The following is an 18,962-nucleotide window of genomic DNA, read 5'->3' as shown; positions in this document are numbered from 1 at the left end:
TTTAATAAACTTTTGGTGCCGTTATAAATGCTATATGTTTAAACAGCGATCAATTGCCAGTCATTATTATGCAGTGTGAGTCGATGCGTCATGCCCTGCGGACTATCTTGCTCATTTAACGGCATAGTCACGCGATTGCCCTGCTCACGTAGCTGTACTATTTTTTGCTGTAGCGCCTGTTTCTGACTCGCGTCAGCATTACTGCTCGCTTGGTAATCTACAAGGACAACGGTGGCATCATCTAGTTTGACATGAGCTAGCAGGCGACTGACATCCATACTAAACCCTGTCGCCGCGCGCTTAAGCTCGTTCAATAGAGGCTCGTTCGATAATTGACTACCGCTCATCCCATCAAATCGTCCGCCGCGCACTAAAGGCTGGGTCTCGCTATTGATATAACCGTTAAAGACGATGCCTGTATGATAGTGATAGCCTGAGAGCTCAGTAATATCGATACTCACATCGCATCGCCATTTATCCTGTAGATGGCTTGTAAGCAGTTGTAGCTCATCGATCGCGCTAGCGATTTGTTTGTCTTGCTTGGCATCATCTGATAGCTTTGCCAATAGCTGCTCGGTATCGTGTCCATTGCGTGCTAGGACATAAAAATCTGTGCCCATCGGCAGGGACTGGCAGACTCGTTTAAGCTCTGGCAAGTTCTTGTTGGCATAGAGATACATGAGCTGCTCAGTATCATTATCTGATAATTCAGCTAGCTCGCTTAGACGCTTAAAGATAGCCACATGACCTAAGTCAATGTGCAAATTAGCGCTCATTTTTAGCGCCGTTATCATCGTCATCAGCACATCTATCAGCTCGATATCGGCGTCAATAGCATGACAGCCAAAAATCTCAGCGCCTAATTGCAGCGGCGTACGCGAGCCAAACAAGCCCGATGGCAACGTATGAATAACGTCGCCTGCATAACAGTAGCGAGCGATTGCTCTGCCGCCGTGATGAGCATCAATACGCAAAATCTGCGGAGTGATATCCGCGCGCACCCCCATCAAACGCCCAGTCAGCTGATCGATAATCTTAAACGTTTGCCTTTTTAGATCCTCTGAGGCGTCTCTTAGCAGAGACTCAGTAAACTCAATTATCGGCGGATTAACCAGCTGATAGCCATGGGTGATGAGCTGCTGGATCAATTGATGACGCAAGATTTCTTGCTTTTGCGCATCATCAAATAAGACGTCAACGACGCCATCAGGCAGTAGCCAATGATTGGCTGTTTCCCCTGCAAATTGGCTAAGGTGAGCACTGCTTAGAGTCGGCAGAGCATTAGATTGAGCAGAATCAGAACTAGCAGGCACAATAAATCCTTGTTTGGTATATCGCTTACCAAAAACGCAGTATGATAAAAGGTGACGATCAAATAAAAGTTTTTAGCACACAACACTATCTGCCTAATGATACTAAAATTATTAATACCAAAACTAGGTCATACCTAAACGGTGGCAGTAGAGATTATTGAGAGGCTAAAATAGATAATCAAAATGCTTTTTACTGGTTATATAACCAAGTACTTGTTCTTAATACTTTGCTATTTAAGCACTTTGCGCTTAAGTTTAGCATAGCGACTAGAGTTCGCCTAGCCATAATTAACGCCAATAACGACTGATTATTTATATTCTTTCGCCTGCGGCGCTACCTGCTGGCTTAAGCTTTACCATTGGCAGTCAACCTAGATATAAAATCTGCCATGGCAGCAAGATAGACTCATGGTACACTAGCGCTTACTTATCATTTATCTGGAAATCTTATGTCGATTGACCACCACCCAAGTCCCGATATCAACCAAACCAACGTATTAGGCACCGCTCTTGCTAGCTGCTGCTTTGATCCTATTACTGGCTACTACCGTAATGGATTTTGTCACACAGGTCACTTTGATGTCGGTCAGCATACTGTCTGCGCCAAGATGACTAGTGAATTTTTGAGCTTTTCAGCCGATCGTGGCAATGATTTGATCACCCCGTTACCTGAGTATAATTTTGCTGGTCTCAAACCTGGTGACTACTGGTGTATCTGCGCGCTGCGCTGGGTTGAGGCGCTCGATTTTGATATTGCTCCGCAAATCAAGCTAGAGGCTTGTCATGAAAGCTTACTGACCTTAGTCGATATCGATACGCTAAAACGCTTCGCTCTTTAGTTTAGGCATGGATAAGAGATGATGGATAACGACGATCTTGCGGTAAAAACCAATACCCATATCACCCCTGATACCAACCTCAAACATATCTACTCAGGTCAGCCTTATATTGCTGATTATGACAGCTATATCTATGGCGACGCTGATAGCACGCTTGCAGATACTATCGAGACCATGACGGTTTATGATCCAGATTCTGAGCGCTATGAAGATATAGAATATACCAGCATTGATGAAGTCGTCAGCTGCTATTCCTACTCACGTAAAACAGGTGAAAAGATCACTCAAGTGGCACTCAACGATGTCAGCCGCGCTCTAAGTAATAGCGGTCAGTTTATCTGGCTCGGTCTTTATGATCCCAGTCTTGAGACCATGATAAAGGTACAAAACGCCTTTGGACTCCATGAGCTGGCGGTTGAGGATGCTTTTGCCGATCATCAGCGCGCTAAGGTTGAGAACTATGATAATGACATGGTATTTGTCGTTCTGCGTACTGCCAAGTTAGAGGACAACGTCATCCGTTACGGTACTACCGCGATATTTATGGGCAAAAACTATCTGATTACCATTCGTAATGGCCCCTCAAATTCCTACGCGCCTGTGCGCGAGCACTGCCATCGTCGCCCTGAGAAGTTGCGTATGGGGCCTATCTTTGTTTTGCACGCCATTCTCGATTTTATCGTCGATAACTATATGCCTATCACCGATCGCTTAGGGCAGTATCTGCGCGAGCAAGAGCGCTATGTCTTTACCTATGAGTTTAATAAGAGCACATTAAAAAACCTCTATGAGCTCAAATCACAACTAGTGCATATGCGCGCTATTATCTTGCCCGTACAAGACATCTGCAGCTTTTTTATCAATCACAAAAAGAGCGAGCTGGTCTCAGGCTTCTCACAAGCAGCTAAACCCTACTTTCGTGATGTGAACGACCATCTATTACATTCTTTAGACGCCATTAATGGTCTCAATGAGATGCTCAGCGTGGTAATGAATACCTATATGGCCATGGTCAACATGGGACAGAACGAAGTGGTGCGTAAGCTGGCGGCTTGGGCAGGTATCTTGGCAGTACCAACGGCTATTGCGGGTATCTATGGTATGAACTTTGACTTTATGCCAGAGCTACATTGGAAGTACTCTTATCTGGTCATCATGGGACTCATTCTTGCACTGTGTAGTTATCTGTACTACAACTTTAAAAGGTTAAAATGGTTATAGAGCATTATATAACACAGCACTACCTACTATAGCTTAGCCAGCTGTATAATTTTTAGAAGCCCTTATTTATGATCAGATTTCGGCTCGTTATTTGAATTTTGAGCATTTTGCAGCAGTAGTGTTTTTAGTGTTGTATCTGTATGTTGGCGCTGAATATTATCCTCTGGTCGACCAAACGTTTTTGCCGTCCACGTTAGAACGACAATAGACGCGCTCAACGCCAAGATAGCTATAGAGATGGTTGCCAGTAGCCATAGATGAAAGTAATCCGATACAGCCTGCACATCAACTACTAAGTGTCGTGATAAAGCGGTAATCGCAATGAATATCAAAAACTGAACAGGCAGACGATGGGTTTTAAAATAAATACCGATCATAGCGAGCAGCTCAAGATAGATAAATAGCATTAAAATATCTTTCAAAGCCGCTGAACCTTTTTGAACAATATAAATAAACTCTTTGCCTGCAGTCCAGATGACTACCACACTGATCAAAAACAATATAATGTAATGCGCAACATCTAAAAATTCTCTGCCGATACTTTGTAGTCGCTTATGAATATCTACATCTCTTTTAGTCATTTCAGATTCTACCTACTGGTAATGATAGTTTAAGTGAGTACATTCTCAAACGTTTTAGGTACTGGCGATCAGTGTAGAAATGCTCAGCGAAAATTTAATACGTTTACACTTTGAGTGCCAACCCTGCTGATTTTTCAGCGGCCTCTACTGTTTGGCGAATAAGGGTATTGATAGTCATCGGTCCAACGCCGCCTGGTACTGGCGTGTAAGCACTGGCTATTTCTGCTATCCCTTGCATTTGAATATCTCCAACGCCGCCGTCATCTGTTGGATGAAAGCCTGCATCAATAACAACCGCGCCTGCTTTTATCCATTCTGATTTGATTAGCTCAGGTACGCCTACTGCACCGACGATGATATCAGCGCGCTGTACATGAGCGGCCAAATCCTGCGTTCTAGAATGACAAATCGTCACCGTACAATTAGCATTTAATAACATCATCGCCATCGGCTTACCTAAGATGGGACTACGACCTACGACCACTGCTTCGCGACCTGCCAGCTCAATATTATAATGCGCGAGCAAATGCATGATGCCTTGGGGCGTACACGAGCCGTAAGCAGGCTGCTGCATGCTCATACGACCAAAGCCCAAACTGGTCACGCCATCGACATCTTTTGCTAGTGCGATCTGCTCAAAACAGGCACGCTCATCGATATGCTCAGGCACTGGATGCTGAAGCAAAATACCGTGGACATCAGCGTTGTTATTGAGTTCATCAATCTTTGCCATCAGCTGCTCAGTCGTCGTCTCACTTGGCATCTCAACACGAATAGAGTCCATACCGACACGCTTACAAGCATTGCCTTTCATACGCACATAGGTGGCAGAAGCAGGGTCGCTGCCGACTAATATCGTCGCAAGGCTTGGCGTGCGTCCTGTCTTAGCTTTGATCGCTGCAACGCGAGTCTGTAGTTGCTGCTCTATCTCTTTGGCAAGGGCTTTGCCGTCCAAAACAGTAGCAGAGTGAGCGGTTGACGACGCTTGAGCAAGTGACATGATAACTCCAATAAAAAAGCGAAAAAATAAGGACAGCGCGCGTAAGTATCTTACATGCCTGTCCTTTGCTTAATAAGTCTCTGTGTATATCTAGTATTGTACCTGCCTACGCGCCAAAATCCTAGAGCGTGTTGAATGGTTAATATCAATACAAAAAAACGGCCTAATAATAGACCGATTCTTTATCGCAATTTCAATAATTTACTTGGCGTTTTGATAACCGCCGTAGTATTTTACCGGAGACCAGTTTGGAATCACAGGCGCTAGTGTTGGCGCAAGTTTACTGTATTTACCGGTGCCATATACTACGTCACCACCAACGACGGTAAGGTCGGCTTCGATAGTTTTGATTTTCTCATCGGGGACACTAAAGTAATCATCAGACAATAGTGCAAAGTCAGCATACATACCTGGCTCAAGAGTACCTTTTACCGTTTCTTCATTTGAGAACCAAGCGCTGCCTTTGGTATACACCTCTAGTGCATCTGCTCTAGAGAGAACGTTATCTTTGCCATATAGCGGCGTGCCGCCGACTGTCTTACCTGTCGTCATCCAGTACAGCGCAATCCAAGGGTTATAACTTGAAACTCGCGTACCGTCAGTACCTGCCCCAAGTGGAATACCCATGTCAAATATCTTTTGAATGGCGGCGAAGTACTAGCAGCCTCAGCGCCGTAACGATCTAAGAAATACTAGCCTGCATAGGCCATGCGATCTTGTATCGATATGCCGCCGCCTAGACGTTTGATTTCTTTAAGCGTTTCATCATTGACAGTTTCGGCATGATCAATTGCCCAGCGCATCTCATTGCGAATTTTGCCATTGTTCTCGCGGTCAATCTCATCAACCAAATCGACGATCAGGGCGGTGTTCTCACCATAGGTCGAATGCTGCCTAAATGACCAGCCCTCGTTGACATGCATCTGAATAATCTCTTTGGTTTGCTTGCGCCAGCCTTCGTTATTTTTGATCAAAGGCTTAGGAGATAAAAAATTCTCAAAGTCGCCTGCCGCCCATGTCATATACTCACCACCACCCTTTAGCTCGTAGCCGTGTTCAAGATCGCTATCTTCATTGACATCTGCGGTATTGTTCGCCATCCATTTCTCAAAAGCGGCGCGCTCCTCGCCTGCCTTTTGCGGGAATAGATAGTAGGAGACACGTAAAGATGACTCTCCTGCTTCTGCGAGTGTCTTTGCCGCTTCGTAATCTTCAGGATAAGTATGACCGCCACCACCTGCATCAATAGCACTGGTCAGACCAAAACGATTAAGCTCACGGTTAAAGTGCTTGGTTGAGTTGATCTTTTCTTGATTAGATAAAGGCGGCAGTTTACCGATGACTTGGTACAAGATCATGGCGTTAGGCTCTGCTAGCAATACGCCAGTCAGCTTGCCGTTTTTATCTTTTTCATAGCGGCTTTGATTGTTAGGCGGTTTGGTATTTTCATCGATACCCAAGGCGTCAAGGCCCGCTTGATTGAGCCAGCCACGACTGTAGAGATACAATACGAAAGTTGGCGTGTCACCTGTCGCCTCATTGATCTCCTCAATGGTCGGCATACGCTTTTCTTCAAACTGATAAGGGGACCAGCCGCCAATAACCCGTACCCACTGTCCTTCAGGCGTCCGATCTGCCTGTTCTTTTAGCATGCGCAAAGCTTCTTTGAGTGATGTAACCCCATCCCAGCGCAGCTCTGAATTATAAAAGCGCCCACCTCGCGTAACGTGCAAATGCGAGTCATTGAGTCCTGGTATCACCGTTTTGCCATCAGCATTGATGACTGGGTATCGCCATCACGCAGACGCAATATATCTTTGTCACTGCCCGTACGCAGTACTTTGCCATCTTTTATCGCTATGGCTTGAGCGATACTTCTTTTGTCATCCATTACCGCAATTTTGGCATTAGTCACGATCATATCTGCTGCTAGTGTCGTAGGCATACTCACACTTGTAGGTGGATTTTGTACGGCGCAAGCGCTCAACATGCCCGCCGCGCCCGCTAGTAAAATCAGATTTTTCATTATTAAGTCTCCCCTTTATTAAGAATTACCTTATGACCCTTTATAATTCATCATAACAACTTAATAATTACACCATTAGGTTAACTTTAATTAAACAAAAAAAATACCGCCTTTCTTTAGATTAGAAAGACGGCGTTTGCTTGTACAAACGGCTTAGAGTAAAAACTTTATATACTATCTAACAGCTGTATTGGAAAAGTCACCACATCAAAGGCCAGCGCAAAAGGTAATAACACTAGCTTACCAGCCGTACTCGTACCGCCTGAATTGACTTGGGTTTGCTTAGTTTGACCATAAAAGGTCACAGTATAGGGTTTGCTCAAAGCACGGTACTGCGATTGAATCATGCTCAAATTGCTCACCTGCGGGTAGATAGCACCTTTGACTGGTACGGTAAAACAAAAGCGCTGTGCATTGATACGTAAGTCACTGGCAGAGGTACAATCTTGTCCGCCGTTTTGTAAAAAGAACTGGTAATCGCTGCGGGCAAACTCATCCTTTAGTTTGGCATAAGATAGCTTCATCTGCCCTTGAAAGTAGCCATCATTATTTGGTACGGTAAAGCTCATATCGTTTTCGACTTGGATATTTTTTGGGGTCAGATTGGTCAGCAGATTGACCATTTCAGTTCCACCTTGGGTGAGGACATAGCTGTTCTTTTCACCAACGATGACCATCGTCGCATTTGGCGTTTTAGGCAGTATTTGCGCAGGACGCCCAAAAGCGATGATTTGATCTTGCGATAGCAGGGTCTTGACAGAGCGCTCGCTCACTGTATTGTTATCTTGCAATAAAGAATTGGTCGCGCAGCCTGAGCTGGCTAGTAGCGCAACTACTGATACGCCTAGCACCGCTAATTTTAGAGTAAGTTTGCCAGATAAAGGGAGTGTATTTGTAGCCATGATAAAACGTCCTTGTAGGTGATGACTCTATATAATATAGCTCATATTGCTTTATATTTAGGGATAAAACAAGATATTTGCTTGCTCTTTGACACTCTCTAAAAGAGCTTTTCTTAAACCAAAAAAAGCAACCACATTGCTGTCGTTGCTTCTTAATTCAATGATAAAGGGTTATTTTAGGGTGTACCATCGTGAGCGACTTCAACTCGCGTAGATAACATGCGCCCTTTGGTTTCAGCCTTGCGCGACTCCTCATCCCAATCGAGCGCTGCACACATAAATAGCGTTTTGCCATCAGCTCCGCCAAGCATGACTGCAAAGATGCCTTCAGGGGCCGTCTCGACAACCTCTAGTATCTCCCCGCCCTCTTTGATACGTGCAACGCGATGATTGAGAGTATCGGCAATCCAAACCGCGCCTTCTTGATCTAAGGTCAAACCATCGGGTAGAATCTGAGCGCGCTCAACACGCTTAGATAGATCTGGCTCATCACCAAGCTCGCCAAAGTTTGCAAAGTCTCGTCTTGGTCCTAAGGTGCCATCATCATACACCTCAAATTGCGAGATTCTATTGCCAAACATCTCGTTGACGATCAAGGTCTTTTCATCTGCTGAGATGACCATACCATTTGGAAAGCATAACCCTTCGGCGACTACTTGTGAGCTACCATCAGGTCTAACCAGCACTAACCCTGTTTCTTTAAAGTCCTCACCGCCTGTTAAATCAAACCCAAAATCACCAATATAAGCATTACCATTTAGCGCAACCACCATATCGTTGGCATGTCCGCCGCAATGCTTAGAGATATCCGCATGAACGACTAGCTCGCCATCGTCTTCTAAACGTAGTATCTTTCGATCTTTCATGGAGACCACTAACATACGACCATCAGGTAACCAGCCTAAGCCTGAGGGTTGTTCTTCAACATGGACGATCTTTTCAGCGTCGCCAGCATCATTGATACGGTACACGCCTTTAGTATAAAAATCGACGAACCACAAGGCATCTTGGTACCAGCGCGGTCCTTCTAAATAATGGAAGTCATCTACTACCACATTTAACTCGTAATTTGACATTGTCATCATTCCTAATTTTTAAACTCGTATTTAAAGTGTTGGTTTAAAATAACGACTGCTGCGCGCAACATAATTTTTGAACTAGTCGTAAGGCAAGTTAAATATCGATGACAATATCTTGGTTTAATATTCATATCCATAATGACAGCTGCCGACGATGTGTCGTATTGCTGAGCTAAAGTGATAAGCTTTTGGTTCATACTGTCAGCTTTAGTCATGATATGACCGTTGGTATAGAATTTTAGACCTGTCACTCCATTCATCCTTGATTTTTGTAGACAGGTTATTTATAACATATTTTTTATTGATGTAAACGTAAGCAATTATGATACCAACTTTCATACAAGATGATTGACAACAGTGCTTTCACCATATTTTGGCGTCTTTTAGAATCAATTAAACTGCTCTCAAGCTATATATAATCATGTATTAAGATTTAATATTTAAATAAATTCATATATAACATCCGTTTATACGAATAATAAATACGTTTACAAAAAACTTTTTTATTTATAGTTATCAATAAGTTAAGAGCAATAATTAAAAACATTTGTCAGGATATTATTATCATTATTGGTCATTTAAACGTCGTTTAATCACCAGTCCAATGATCACAATCACTATTGCGATACCTATTATCTTAGAATAAGGGGCAAGTACGCCTTCAATAACCTCATAGTTTTGACCCAGGTAATAGCCTGCTAAAGTTAATACCGTTGTCCAAATACTTGATCCCAATGCTGTTAATGCTAAAAATGGCACTATTGCCATTTTATTCATACCTGCAGGTATAGATATAAGTGAGCGCACTCCTGGCACCATCCGCCCAAAAAATACCGCCATTTTGCCATGACGATCAAACCAGTCATTAGCGGACATCACATCTTGCGCCTTTACGAATACAAATTTGCCGTACTTGTCGGTAAATGCTGCCAGACGCTCTTGATCAAATACTCGCCCTAAATAGTATAAAGGCAATGCGCCAAGTACCGCGCCAAGTGTCCCTGCCAAAATCACCAAGACTAGGCTAAGATCCCCTTTGGAGGCGGCAAAACCAGCCGCTGGCATGATGACCTCAGACGGTATCGGCGGAAAGACATTTTCGGCAAACATTGCAAAGATAATGCCAAAATAACCAAACTTGGCCATAATAGACAATACCCACTCGCTGATTTGACCCATAACGCCACCTTTTAATATCAGTTTTTTTCGTACTGCAATTATGTCGATATCAATTGCAATCTCGAATAGTAGTTTTGTTTTGAGTGTCTTTAACTTGTAAAAATAACTATAGTTGATATCAAATAAATGAATACGTTTAAAATAAATACGTTGAACATCGCAAGATTAGAATAATTTTGTCTAGCATGCTGTGCCTACGCTGCGTGATGCTGCAAAAACCATCCTAATCTTACGGTACCGTTTTTACATTGAACTGACCATAGGATGCTATGAGCCTAAACAAGGTACAGAAAAAAACGAGGCGACTCTCATTGACTATAGCTTTGGGGCTATTTGCGCTTTTGTATACGGTGACCAACTTTTATGCTCACACTTTATTTGACGATATTCAGCAGCACCTTACCTTTAGCCTAGTCCCCAAGACTATTTATGAGTTATCAGTGCCGCTTGATACGTTTATACCCTTTATACCTGTGATGATCGTGCCTTATAGCTGGTCGATTTTGTTGTTTTGCGCCAGTTTTTTTGTGGTAAAAACGCCTTGGCAATTATCTTTGCTTACGCGCCGATTGATTTTAGCAACTGTCTTAGGCTGCCTGATTTTTTACCTGTTTCCAGCAAGATTTAGTTTTGTGCGTCCTCTGCCTACTGATTGGACGCGCTTTGGCTATCAGTTTTTAGGCCTTACGGACAAGCCCTTTAATCAGCTGCCATCATTGCATGTCGCTTACGCGCTGGTGCTGGGCGCTACTCTATGGGAAGTTTATCGCTCCGTTATTTATCGAGCGCTACTGTTTGTAGTCTGTAGCCTCATCATCGTCTCTACTGTATTTACTTATCAGCACCACGTTTTAGATATCATTGGTGGCTGTTTACTCGCCGCATCTGTTATATGGCTTGCAAATAACCTTAGAAATAACCTCGTTTTAAAGTATGTAGCCGTTGCCGTATCGGGATTTATACTTCTATCTGTACTCGGTTATCTATTGAGTCGTCAGACAAATGAGTTTATTGAGATAATCTGCCTGCTATTAGCTGGGTATTGGCTTATGAGCTTCTTATCTTTAGCTTGGCTTTATCAGTATCCTAATCATGTTAAAAAATGGTTTAAAAAGGATAAGCAAGGTCGCTTGAATGCGCAAGCATGGGTAGCATTTGCACCCGTGTTAAGTGGTTATTATCTAATGTGGTATGTCGTGCAGCGCTATAGTGTTTATCCGCAAAAAGCCAAGCAGACGCCGCATCATTTATCAGAATATAAGTGTGTATATTCAGTTGCCAGCGCTAAAGTGTTCAATGTGCTAAGTCATAATCTCTATAGTGCCTTAGACAGCCAAGCTGTCGTAATCGTTGACTGCGCGGTAGAAGCCAATAGTCATTACTCACCTGCCAAAAAAGCATTGACTGATCATACCAATGCAAATTTATGTTACCTTTACTTTCCTATCTTAGATCTACAATCATTTGTAGACATTGATAGCGATGAGATGATTGAGCTATTTAAACAAATAAAAAAAATAGAAGCAGACAAAGCATTGGCAAGTGAGACAGGAGTTGTCATTCATTTTCATTGCATCATGGGATTTTCGCGTAGCATTGCGCTACAGGTGCTGTACTTAGTATATTGCCAAGTGTTGACGGTAGATAATTATAGGGACTGGATAGCTACAACTTATCCAAAAGCGCATGTCAGCGAGGATTATTTACCGCTATCAGTTGTTAAAAACATTTCTATTAAGACAGATCCTAGCCGTCATCACATCGTTGGAGTTTAGCGATTCTCATCTATACGTTTAACATTATCTGCGCTCGCGTCATAAATATTATCGAGCTGCTCATTATTTAAAAACTCTTGGGCAATAAGAAATAGCTCACGCTCTTTAAAACGCATGTGATCATACAATAAGTTGCCCAATTCCCTGACTTGTTTAGCCGTAACGGTATGCAGCTTTTGCCCGTTTGGGATATCAGTCATGAATGTACGCAAGGCGCGCTGCTGCTCATTAAGCGTAGCCAGTACGGCTGCTACCTTAGGGTTAGTATCCTTATAAGGCTGCAACGCCGCCTTGATTGAATGATCTGCACTCTCAAAATGACTTTGCATCTCGTTGAGATAAGTGGTCAAGTTTTGCCAATGTTTGTCAATATCTTGCGGCATGTCAAGACATTGTTTAGCATGACGAGACAAGTTAAGACCCAGATGATGCTGGCGAGATAGCGGTTGTAGTTGATTAGCGCGCTTCATAGAATGCTCTCTTAACTAAGTTCAGTATTCACTATATCGTAAAGGCCGACTATAAGCTGAGATTTTAGACTTATAAAATAACAGGACTTTACTGGTTCTAATTGAACAATTTATGCCTTTAGATATTAAAAAACCTCAAACCACGTTTGGTTTGAGGTAAAAGGGTGAGTCATTAAGCGTTAAATGAGTCGCTCGTTGTGAATTAACCCTTTTGTGCAGCGTCCAAATCATCTGAGTAAGCAAATAGCGCAGGCGCGCCGCCTGTATGCCAGAACAATACGCTATCGCTGGGTTTTATCTGACCTGTGCGTATCATATCAATTAGCCCGCCCATAGCACGGCCCGTGTACACAGGGTCTAACAAAATGCCCTCAATCTGCGCAGTCATCTCGATAGCTTCGTTCTCCAATGCGCCAACCACGCCATACCCTTCACCAACATAATCAGAGTTTAAGATTAAATCATTATCTGAAAAGCTAATATCAGCCTCTATCAACTTTGCTGTGCTATTGGCTAGATTAATAATGTGCTGATCAAAAGGGACTTTATCCATCTCCCCTTTATCGATGTTAATACCGATAATCTGACAGTCGCTACCAATCATTTTATTGCCTATCATGAGTCCTGCATGAGTCGCCCCAGAGCTTGAAGCAAAGACTATGTGAGTAAAGGTCACATCCATACTTTGGCGCTGCGTCTCCATCTCTTTAAATGCTTGTACAAAAGCAGTAGCGCCAAGCTCGTTCGAGCCACCATACGGGATAACGTAAGGTTTTTTACCCTCTGCCTTTAATTGATCAACGAGTGCAGGAATATCCTCACCCTTGCGATTAGCGCCTGCCCAGTGGATATGACAGCCAAATATTTTATCGAGTAGCAAGTTACCGCCAGCCTGTTCTGGCTCTTTGCCGCCTAGTACCAAATGACACTCAAGACCTAAACTCGCCGCCGCTCCTGCCGTCTGACGACAGTGGTTGGACTGTGCGGCACCCGCGGTAATCACCGTATCAGCGCCCTGCTTTAGAGCATCACCCATGATGTATTCAAGCTTACGCGTCTTGTTACCGCCGAGCGCCAGTCCTGTATTGTCATCGCGTTTCATAAAGATTTTGGGACCGCCCAGCTTTTTACTTAGTCGAGTCAATTCGATCAGTGGCGTTGGAAAGTATCCTAGAGGCTGCCTAGCTATTGTATTGTCGTCCATGTCTTATCCATTATAAAAGTATTATTGAGTATGAGCTTACTAGATTAACACCCACAAAAAAACCCCAAACAAGCTAATGTTTGAGGTTGAAACTTGTGCAAAGCTTAAGTTTTAAATATGGCGCAGCGGACGGGACTCGAACCCGCGACCCCCGGCGTGACAGGCCGGTATTCTAACCAACTGAACTACCGCTGCTAAGGTCGTACTAGCATCTTGCCCTTATCAATAGGACCCACTTGCTATTAAGTGGTGGGTGATGACGGGCTCGAACCGCCGACATTCTGCGTGTAAGGCAGACGCTCTACCAACTGAGCTAATCACCCTGAGAAGCGTATAAAAAAAGCACTGCTTTTTTAGCTTCGCAAGGAAAATCCTTTAAATAGGATTTTCAAAAACTTGACACCTAAACGAAATATTGTAAATAACATCGTAACTTTAGGCGCAAAAGAAAATCTTTAATAAGAATTTCCGAAAGTCTTATCATCCAAAGTTGTCACCCTTTGAAAAACTTCCCACAACATGAAGACTATCAAAGCCCCTTGCTGTGGGTGTGTATTATATAGACTTACAGAGGACTGTCAAATATTTTTCGCCACTTTAAGCAAAGTATTTTTTGCTTGTTAGCAAGCAGCTGTTTTTGTTGCGTTTATTAGCGCAACCATTTAATTATTTGTTGCTCAGTGCCTTTTCGATATCTGCTTTGATAGCGTCAGGTTTAGTCGTTGGCGCATAACGGTCGATCACTTGCCCATCACGACCAATCAAAAACTTGGTAAAGTTCCATTTGATACCGTCTGTGAGCACGCCGCCCTTTTGGTCTTTTAGCCAGTTGTAGATAGGATGTGCATTTTTGCCATTAACGTCTGTCTTTGCCATCATAGGGAAGCTGACGCCGTAATTTTTTTGGCAAAATGCGCCAATCTCGTCGTTGCTACCAGGGTCTTGACTCCCAAACTGATTACAAGGAAAACCAATAACCGTTAATCCTTGTTCTTGATACTCCTTACTAAGCGTCTCTAGACCTTCAAACTGCGGCGTAAATCCACATTTGCTCGCCGTATTGACCACGAGTAATACTTGTCCCTCATAATCGGCAAAGGCTTGTGAGGTGCCGTCCATACGCTCGGCGTTAAAATCATAAATCGTGCTCATAGTCGCTCCTTGATAGCTTGGCGTGATAATTTCTTGCGTTTATAAAGTATTAACATAAAACGCTTGTTAATATAGCAAAAAAAAAGCGAAGCCATCGTAATGTTACGATAACTTCACTACTTTTTAATCGTTTAAATACTCGCTTATTCAGCTTGATCCAAATCAATAGAGACTGAATTGATGCAATAGCGCATACCTGTTGTCTCACGAGGCCCATCAGGGAAGACATGGCCTAAGTGCGCGCCGCAGTTGCTACAAGTGACTTCAGTACGGCGCATACCGAGCGAGTCATCGACGTGCTCATCGATAGCCGCATTATCAATCCCTTGATCAAAGCTTGGCCAGCCGCAGCCTGCATCAAACTTACTATCAGAGTCGAACAATTTGGCGCCGCAGCCCTTACAGCGGTAGATACCTTTGTCATTGACATCGTTATAGACGCCAGTAAAAGGACGCTCTGTACCCTTTTCACGCATCACATGATATTCATCGCTACTTAAGCGCTCCTTCCAGTCCGCTTCGGTAAGTTGGCTGATCTCTTCTTTGGTTAATTGATTATCTTGCATCGTATATTCCTTTAATTGTAAGTCAAATTGATAAACGTTTTGATAGATAAGATATGGTAGTTATCTGCTTATTTACAAGTTTTGCAGAGCTACGTTTACTAAATGCACACGTAGAATCTAGACAAAGCTTAACTTTTGAATAAAATTGATAAACCTTGCAAGTTATGCTTGCAAAGCTTAATAATAGTGCTTGCATCAATTTTATAAATGCAATAATATCTTGCATTATTATTTGATAAATCGATAACGATTTAAGGCACCTTGATAATGGCAAACCATGAATCACAAGCGGAACGTTTGGCACAGCTACGCCGTGATAGAGGCTTGACTGCTGAGCAATTAGCGCAAGCGATGACGGATGCAGGCGCAAAAGTAAGCCGCGGCGCTATCTCTAACTGGGAGCGCGGTACTAATGGCATTGTATCGTCGAAACTACCGACGCTTGCACGTATTTTAGGATGTAGTGAAGGCTACTTGCTACGTGGTGACAATGCCAATGATGATAATGCCAATGGTGACAATACCAGCGCTGATAGTGGCAGCGGTGACAAAAGCAGCAGTGAGACAAATCATAAAAACAATACGTCTACGATCTCAAAACCAATACCGCTACCTTCTACAACAAAAAACGATGCCAGCGAGTCAGTATCCTTTAACCGTACAAAATTACCATCTCAAATGACGAGCACTATTTCTATGACCTTATCTACAAATACGCCAAATAAACCTGAGCTTAAAAAGTCAGAAAAATTACAGAACGTCTGCTACGACATTCGTGGTCCACTACTGCAAACGGCGAACAAGATGGAGAGCGAAGGCACACGTATACTTAAGCTTAACGTCGGTAATCCTGCGCCCTTTGGTCTGCAAGCGCCGCATGAAATCTTGCGCGATGTGGCGATGAACTTGCCTGAGGCAACTGGCTATTCGGACTCGCAAGGCATTTTTGCCGCGCGAAAGGCAGTGCTGCAATACTACCAATCTAAGGGCCTACTGTCCGCGGTCGATGTACGTGATGTCTACTTGGGTAATGGCGTCTCTGAGCTGATTGTGATGACTATGCAGGCGCTGATGAACGATGGCGATGAGGTATTGATTCCGATGCCTGACTATCCCCTTTGGACGGCAGCGACCAACTTATCAGGCGGTACGGCCGTACATTATCGCTGTAACGAGGACGACAATTGGCATCCAGATATTGAGGATATCAAATCAAAGATTACGGACAAAACCAAGGGCATTGTCGTCATCAATCCCAACAATCCAACGGGCGCGCTGTATTCTGACGAGATACTCCAGCAAATCATAGCCGTGGCGATAGAGCACAATCTGGTCATTATGGCCGATGAGATCTACGATCGCGTCCTCTATGATGACACAGTGCATACGCCTATGAGCACCCTTACGGATGAGGCTTTGGTATTATCATATAATGGTCTGTCGAAGTCGCACCGTATTGCAGGGTTTCGTGCAGGTTGGCTTATGGTATCTGGCAAAAAACAACATGCCACTGACTTTATTGAAGGTTTAGATATGCTCGCCTCCATGCGTCTGTGCTCAAACGTCCAAGGTCAGTACGCGATTCAAACTGCGATGGGTGGCTATCAAAGCATGCAAGCACTTACTGCTAACACAGGACGGCTGTATAAGCAGCGTGAGATGGCAGTGTCACGCCTGAACGCTATACCTGGTATCTCATGTACTATGCCGCAAGGGGCGTTTTATTGTTTTCCAAAGATGGATCCTGACATCTACCCTATCGAAGATGATATGCAGTTTATGATGGATTTGCTGATCGATGAAAAGGTTCTTATGGTACAAGGGTCAGGCTTTAACTGGGATGCACCCGATCATTTTCGCGTAGTGTTCTTGCCCAATTTGTACGAATTAGAGGACGCTATGGATCGCTTAGATCGCTTCTTTGCCAAAAAGCGCCAGCAATTTGGCACTGCATAAGATCGTTTAATACACAAAAAAACGCTTATTTGCATAAGGCGAATAAGCGTTTTTTTGACTTACGTATTATACATTAAAAAATATAACTTAAGACCACAAAGCTAATCGCTGACAAGCCTGCGGCAACAGGTAGAGTAATCACCCAAGCCAGTCCAATCGGTTTCATTAGCGCCCAGTTGGTGTCTCTGTTAACGATACCGATACCTAGTACGGCTCCGACCAAAGTATGCGTACTAGAGACTGGCAAGCCCATCGTTGATGCGCCCATAACCACTGCCGCTGCCGCCAGCTCCGCTGAAAAACCAGAAGCAGGATGCATTTTGGCAAGGTTGGTGCCGACCGTTTGAATCACCTCTTTACCGATAAACCACAGACCGACGATAAGCGCCACACCAAAGGTGAGCATGACCGCAGGTGGTACAGCAGCTTGCGAGGCAATCTCATTGGTGCGAATCACGTCCATAATTGCAGCAAATGGGCCGACCGCATTGGCGATATCATTTGAGCCATGACTAAAGGCAAATGCTGAAGCGGTAAAGACTTGCATCCAGCTAAACAAAATAAAGGTCGCCTTGGTCAGATCCTCTTTGTGCTTACCGCGAATACTTTTGGTATAAATAAAGGTCGCAAGCCACACTAGCGCTGCGATCATGCCCATAATCAAAAAGCCTTGTAGGGTCGTCATATTGCTATTGACGTTTTTTAGGCCTTTAAAGACTACTAACGAGGTCATGACTGCCCCGCCTAATGCGGCAATAACGGGTACCCACTGCTTGATGGCTTTTAGAGTATCAAGGCTGCTGCGTTCATGCTCAATCTCATACAGGCTTTTGTAGTAGTCTGTCTCTAGGTCATCAACGGCGGTATCGTCGTCTTTATATATCTCTTGATCACGCAGCATCGCTGAGGTGTATGCCAGTTGCTCTGACTCTGATAGCTCATCTAAGTACGCTTTATGGTTTTGCTTCAAAACTTTTTTATCAGCTTTAAGCTCACTAATATGAGCTTCGGTTTTATCATTATATTCAATGATGTTTTTCTTGATTTGACCGTAAAGCAGATAGGCTAAAACGCCGCCTAAGAGTGGCGATAGTACCCAAGAAATCGCAATAGTGCCTATCGTGCCCCAATTCACGGTCGATAGCGCCATCTCCGTACCACCTAAAGTGATACCTAGTACGATAGAGCTACCAACCACCCCGCCGATAATAGAATGCGTGGTTGACACCGGTAAGCCTTTACGCGTGGCAAATAACAGCCAAAAGGCGGCCGCGATAAGGGCGGAGAGCATGACATAGATGAACTGGTTGGGCGTGACGCTCAGACCATCTAAGTCGACGATACCTTTACGGATGGTATCCGTCACCTCGCCGCCTGCCAGCACAGCGCCCGATACTTCAAATATCGCCGCCACTCCTAGCGCTTGCGGAATAGTCAGCGTCCCTGCGCCCACTGAAGTACCAAAAGAGTTAGCGACATCGTTACCACCGATGTTGAATGCCATAAAGACACCAAAAGCGGTTGCTACAATAAATAGCGTCGTCTGCTGACGCATTGTGTAATCGAGTCCCCACCATAAGAAATAGCTGGTCATCGCAATCAGTAAAATAGCAAAAAATAAATTGATTCTCATAGAGCCAACAGCATTGGTTGACCCAGTCGAACGGTTGCTAGTACCCATAAATTTATATGCCCTGCA

At 43.8% G+C, this 18,962-nt stretch carries 18 protein-coding genes and 2 tRNA genes; 4 read left to right on the top strand and 16 right to left on the bottom strand.

Features of this window, described 5'->3' with window-relative positions:
- Window positions 1-38 precede the first annotated feature (38 nt).
- Entirely contained in the window at window positions 39-1,313 is a 1,275-nt protein-coding gene (locus ACR64J_RS04105; RefSeq protein WP_435950563.1) for an ATP phosphoribosyltransferase regulatory subunit, read from the bottom strand.
- Window positions 1,314-1,762: 449 nt separating this feature from the next.
- Between ACR64J_RS04105 and ACR64J_RS04100 the strand changes: the two genes are divergently transcribed.
- Window positions 1,763-2,152: a DUF2237 domain-containing protein gene (locus tag ACR64J_RS04100; RefSeq protein WP_317199939.1), complete on the top strand. Its 390-nt coding sequence runs from the start codon at window positions 1,763-1,765 to the stop codon at window positions 2,150-2,152.
- A gap of 18 nt (window positions 2,153-2,170) precedes the next feature.
- Window positions 2,171-3,373, top strand: coding sequence for a magnesium/cobalt transporter CorA (gene corA / locus ACR64J_RS04095; protein ID WP_435950561.1), 1,203 nt, complete (start codon window positions 2,171-2,173; stop codon window positions 3,371-3,373).
- Window positions 3,374-3,435: 62 nt separating this feature from the next.
- Here the strand turns inward: corA and ACR64J_RS04090 are convergent, their stop codons facing one another.
- The 8 genes from ACR64J_RS04090 to ACR64J_RS04055 form a co-directional block, all read right to left on the bottom strand.
- The gene (locus ACR64J_RS04090) at window positions 3,436-3,954 is read right to left on the bottom strand and encodes a phosphate-starvation-inducible protein PsiE (protein WP_435950559.1); all 519 of its coding nucleotides are present in this window, start codon (window positions 3,952-3,954) and stop codon (window positions 3,436-3,438) included.
- A 103-nt stretch (window positions 3,955-4,057) separates the two neighbouring features.
- The gene (gene folD / locus ACR64J_RS04085; RefSeq protein ID WP_435950557.1) at window positions 4,058-4,954 is read right to left on the bottom strand and encodes a bifunctional methylenetetrahydrofolate dehydrogenase/methenyltetrahydrofolate cyclohydrolase FolD; all 897 of its coding nucleotides are present in this window, start codon (window positions 4,952-4,954) and stop codon (window positions 4,058-4,060) included.
- 201 nt (window positions 4,955-5,155) lie between these two features.
- The gene (locus ACR64J_RS04080; RefSeq protein WP_435950556.1) at window positions 5,156-5,581 is read right to left on the bottom strand and encodes an amidohydrolase family protein; all 426 of its coding nucleotides are present in this window, start codon (window positions 5,579-5,581) and stop codon (window positions 5,156-5,158) included.
- A gap of 65 nt (window positions 5,582-5,646) precedes the next feature.
- Entirely contained in the window at window positions 5,647-6,687 is a 1,041-nt protein-coding gene (locus ACR64J_RS04075) for an amidohydrolase family protein (RefSeq protein ID WP_435950555.1), read from the bottom strand.
- A gap of 23 nt (window positions 6,688-6,710) precedes the next feature.
- Complete coding sequence (locus ACR64J_RS04070) at window positions 6,711-6,980, bottom strand: hypothetical protein (protein WP_435950553.1); 270 nt, start codon at window positions 6,978-6,980, stop codon at window positions 6,711-6,713.
- Between the two features lie 167 nt (window positions 6,981-7,147).
- Window positions 7,148-7,882 carry a hypothetical protein gene (locus ACR64J_RS04065; RefSeq protein ID WP_435950551.1) on the bottom strand — a complete coding sequence of 245 codons (735 nt, stop codon included), beginning with the start codon at window positions 7,880-7,882 and terminating at the stop codon, window positions 7,148-7,150.
- A 176-nt stretch (window positions 7,883-8,058) separates the two neighbouring features.
- Window positions 8,059-8,958 (bottom strand): SMP-30/gluconolactonase/LRE family protein, encoded by a 900-nt coding sequence (locus tag ACR64J_RS04060; RefSeq protein ID WP_435950550.1) that lies wholly within the window; start codon window positions 8,956-8,958, stop codon window positions 8,059-8,061.
- A gap of 570 nt (window positions 8,959-9,528) precedes the next feature.
- A complete protein-coding gene (locus ACR64J_RS04055; RefSeq protein ID WP_435950548.1) occupies window positions 9,529-10,140 on the bottom strand; it encodes a DedA family protein in 612 nt (203 codons plus the stop codon).
- A 269-nt stretch (window positions 10,141-10,409) separates the two neighbouring features.
- Here ACR64J_RS04055 and ACR64J_RS04050 point away from each other — a divergent pair, with 269 nt between their 5' ends.
- A complete protein-coding gene (locus ACR64J_RS04050) occupies window positions 10,410-11,915 on the top strand; it encodes a phosphatase PAP2/dual specificity phosphatase family protein (protein ID WP_435950546.1) in 1,506 nt (501 codons plus the stop codon).
- On the opposite strand, the gene ACR64J_RS04045 is transcribed toward ACR64J_RS04050, so the two are convergent.
- The 6 genes from ACR64J_RS04045 to msrB form a co-directional block, all read right to left on the bottom strand.
- Window positions 11,912-12,385: a hemerythrin domain-containing protein gene (locus tag ACR64J_RS04045; RefSeq protein WP_435950545.1), complete on the bottom strand. Its 474-nt coding sequence runs from the start codon at window positions 12,383-12,385 to the stop codon at window positions 11,912-11,914. The two genes, ACR64J_RS04050 and ACR64J_RS04045, sit on opposite strands and share 4 nt — an antisense overlap.
- Window positions 12,386-12,587: 202 nt before the next feature.
- Window positions 12,588-13,589, bottom strand: a complete 1,002-nt coding sequence (locus ACR64J_RS04040; RefSeq protein WP_435950543.1) for a D-cysteine desulfhydrase family protein — start codon at window positions 13,587-13,589, stop codon at window positions 12,588-12,590.
- A gap of 118 nt (window positions 13,590-13,707) precedes the next feature.
- Window positions 13,708-13,784: transfer RNA gene (locus ACR64J_RS04035), tRNA-Asp, on the bottom strand.
- A gap of 52 nt (window positions 13,785-13,836) precedes the next feature.
- Window positions 13,837-13,912: transfer RNA gene (locus ACR64J_RS04030), tRNA-Val, on the bottom strand.
- A 343-nt stretch (window positions 13,913-14,255) separates the two neighbouring features.
- Window positions 14,256-14,741, bottom strand: a complete 486-nt coding sequence (locus ACR64J_RS04025) for a glutathione peroxidase (protein ID WP_317199929.1) — start codon at window positions 14,739-14,741, stop codon at window positions 14,256-14,258.
- Window positions 14,742-14,884: 143 nt separating this feature from the next.
- On the bottom strand, window positions 14,885-15,307 hold the full coding sequence (gene msrB, locus ACR64J_RS04020) for a peptide-methionine (R)-S-oxide reductase MsrB (protein WP_317199986.1): 423 nt from the start codon (window positions 15,305-15,307) through the stop codon (window positions 14,885-14,887).
- A 267-nt stretch (window positions 15,308-15,574) separates the two neighbouring features.
- Between msrB and ACR64J_RS04015 the strand changes: the two genes are divergently transcribed.
- Window positions 15,575-17,263, top strand: coding sequence for an aminotransferase class I/II-fold pyridoxal phosphate-dependent enzyme (locus ACR64J_RS04015; RefSeq protein ID WP_317199928.1), 1,689 nt, complete (start codon window positions 15,575-15,577; stop codon window positions 17,261-17,263).
- 73 nt (window positions 17,264-17,336) lie between these two features.
- On the opposite strand, the gene ACR64J_RS04010 is transcribed toward ACR64J_RS04015, so the two are convergent.
- A complete protein-coding gene (locus ACR64J_RS04010; protein WP_317199927.1) occupies window positions 17,337-18,944 on the bottom strand; it encodes an anion permease in 1,608 nt (535 codons plus the stop codon).
- Window positions 18,945-18,962: the final 18 nt, after the last annotated feature.

The sequence above is a fragment of the Psychrobacter sp. DM8 genome (assembly GCF_051307025.1).
Classification (GTDB): domain Bacteria; phylum Pseudomonadota; class Gammaproteobacteria; order Pseudomonadales; family Moraxellaceae; genus Psychrobacter.
This window is presented reverse-complemented; position numbering and strand designations above follow the sequence as displayed.

Coding starts and splice junctions, on each gene's coding strand:
- ACR64J_RS04100 (WP_317199939.1), top strand. CDS start 1,763: ATGTCGATTGACCACCACCCAAGTCCCGATATCAACCAAACCAACGTA.
- corA (WP_435950561.1), top strand. CDS start 2,171: ATGATGGATAACGACGATCTTGCGGTAAAAACCAATACCCATATCACC.
- ACR64J_RS04090 (WP_435950559.1), bottom strand. CDS start 3,954: ATGACTAAAAGAGATGTAGATATTCATAAGCGACTACAAAGTATCGGC.
- folD (WP_435950557.1), bottom strand. CDS start 4,954: ATGTCACTTGCTCAAGCGTCGTCAACCGCTCACTCTGCTACTGTTTTG.
- ACR64J_RS04080 (WP_435950556.1), bottom strand. CDS start 5,581: ATGGGTATTCCACTTGGGGCAGGTACTGACGGTACGCGAGTTTCAAGT.
- ACR64J_RS04070 (WP_435950553.1), bottom strand. CDS start 6,980: ATGAAAAATCTGATTTTACTAGCGGGCGCGGCGGGCATGTTGAGCGCT.
- ACR64J_RS04065 (WP_435950551.1), bottom strand. CDS start 7,882: ATGGCTACAAATACACTCCCTTTATCTGGCAAACTTACTCTAAAATTA.
- ACR64J_RS04060 (WP_435950550.1), bottom strand. CDS start 8,958: ATGTCAAATTACGAGTTAAATGTGGTAGTAGATGACTTCCATTATTTA.
- ACR64J_RS04055 (WP_435950548.1), bottom strand. CDS start 10,140: ATGGGTCAAATCAGCGAGTGGGTATTGTCTATTATGGCCAAGTTTGGT.
- ACR64J_RS04050 (WP_435950546.1), top strand. CDS start 10,410: ATGAGCCTAAACAAGGTACAGAAAAAAACGAGGCGACTCTCATTGACT.
- ACR64J_RS04045 (WP_435950545.1), bottom strand. CDS start 12,385: ATGAAGCGCGCTAATCAACTACAACCGCTATCTCGCCAGCATCATCTG.
- ACR64J_RS04040 (WP_435950543.1), bottom strand. CDS start 13,589: ATGGACGACAATACAATAGCTAGGCAGCCTCTAGGATACTTTCCAACG.
- ACR64J_RS04025 (WP_317199929.1), bottom strand. CDS start 14,741: ATGAGCACGATTTATGATTTTAACGCCGAGCGTATGGACGGCACCTCA.
- msrB (WP_317199986.1), bottom strand. CDS start 15,307: ATGCAAGATAATCAATTAACCAAAGAAGAGATCAGCCAACTTACCGAA.
- ACR64J_RS04015 (WP_317199928.1), top strand. CDS start 15,575: ATGGCAAACCATGAATCACAAGCGGAACGTTTGGCACAGCTACGCCGT.
- ACR64J_RS04010 (WP_317199927.1), bottom strand. CDS start 18,944: ATGGGTACTAGCAACCGTTCGACTGGGTCAACCAATGCTGTTGGCTCT.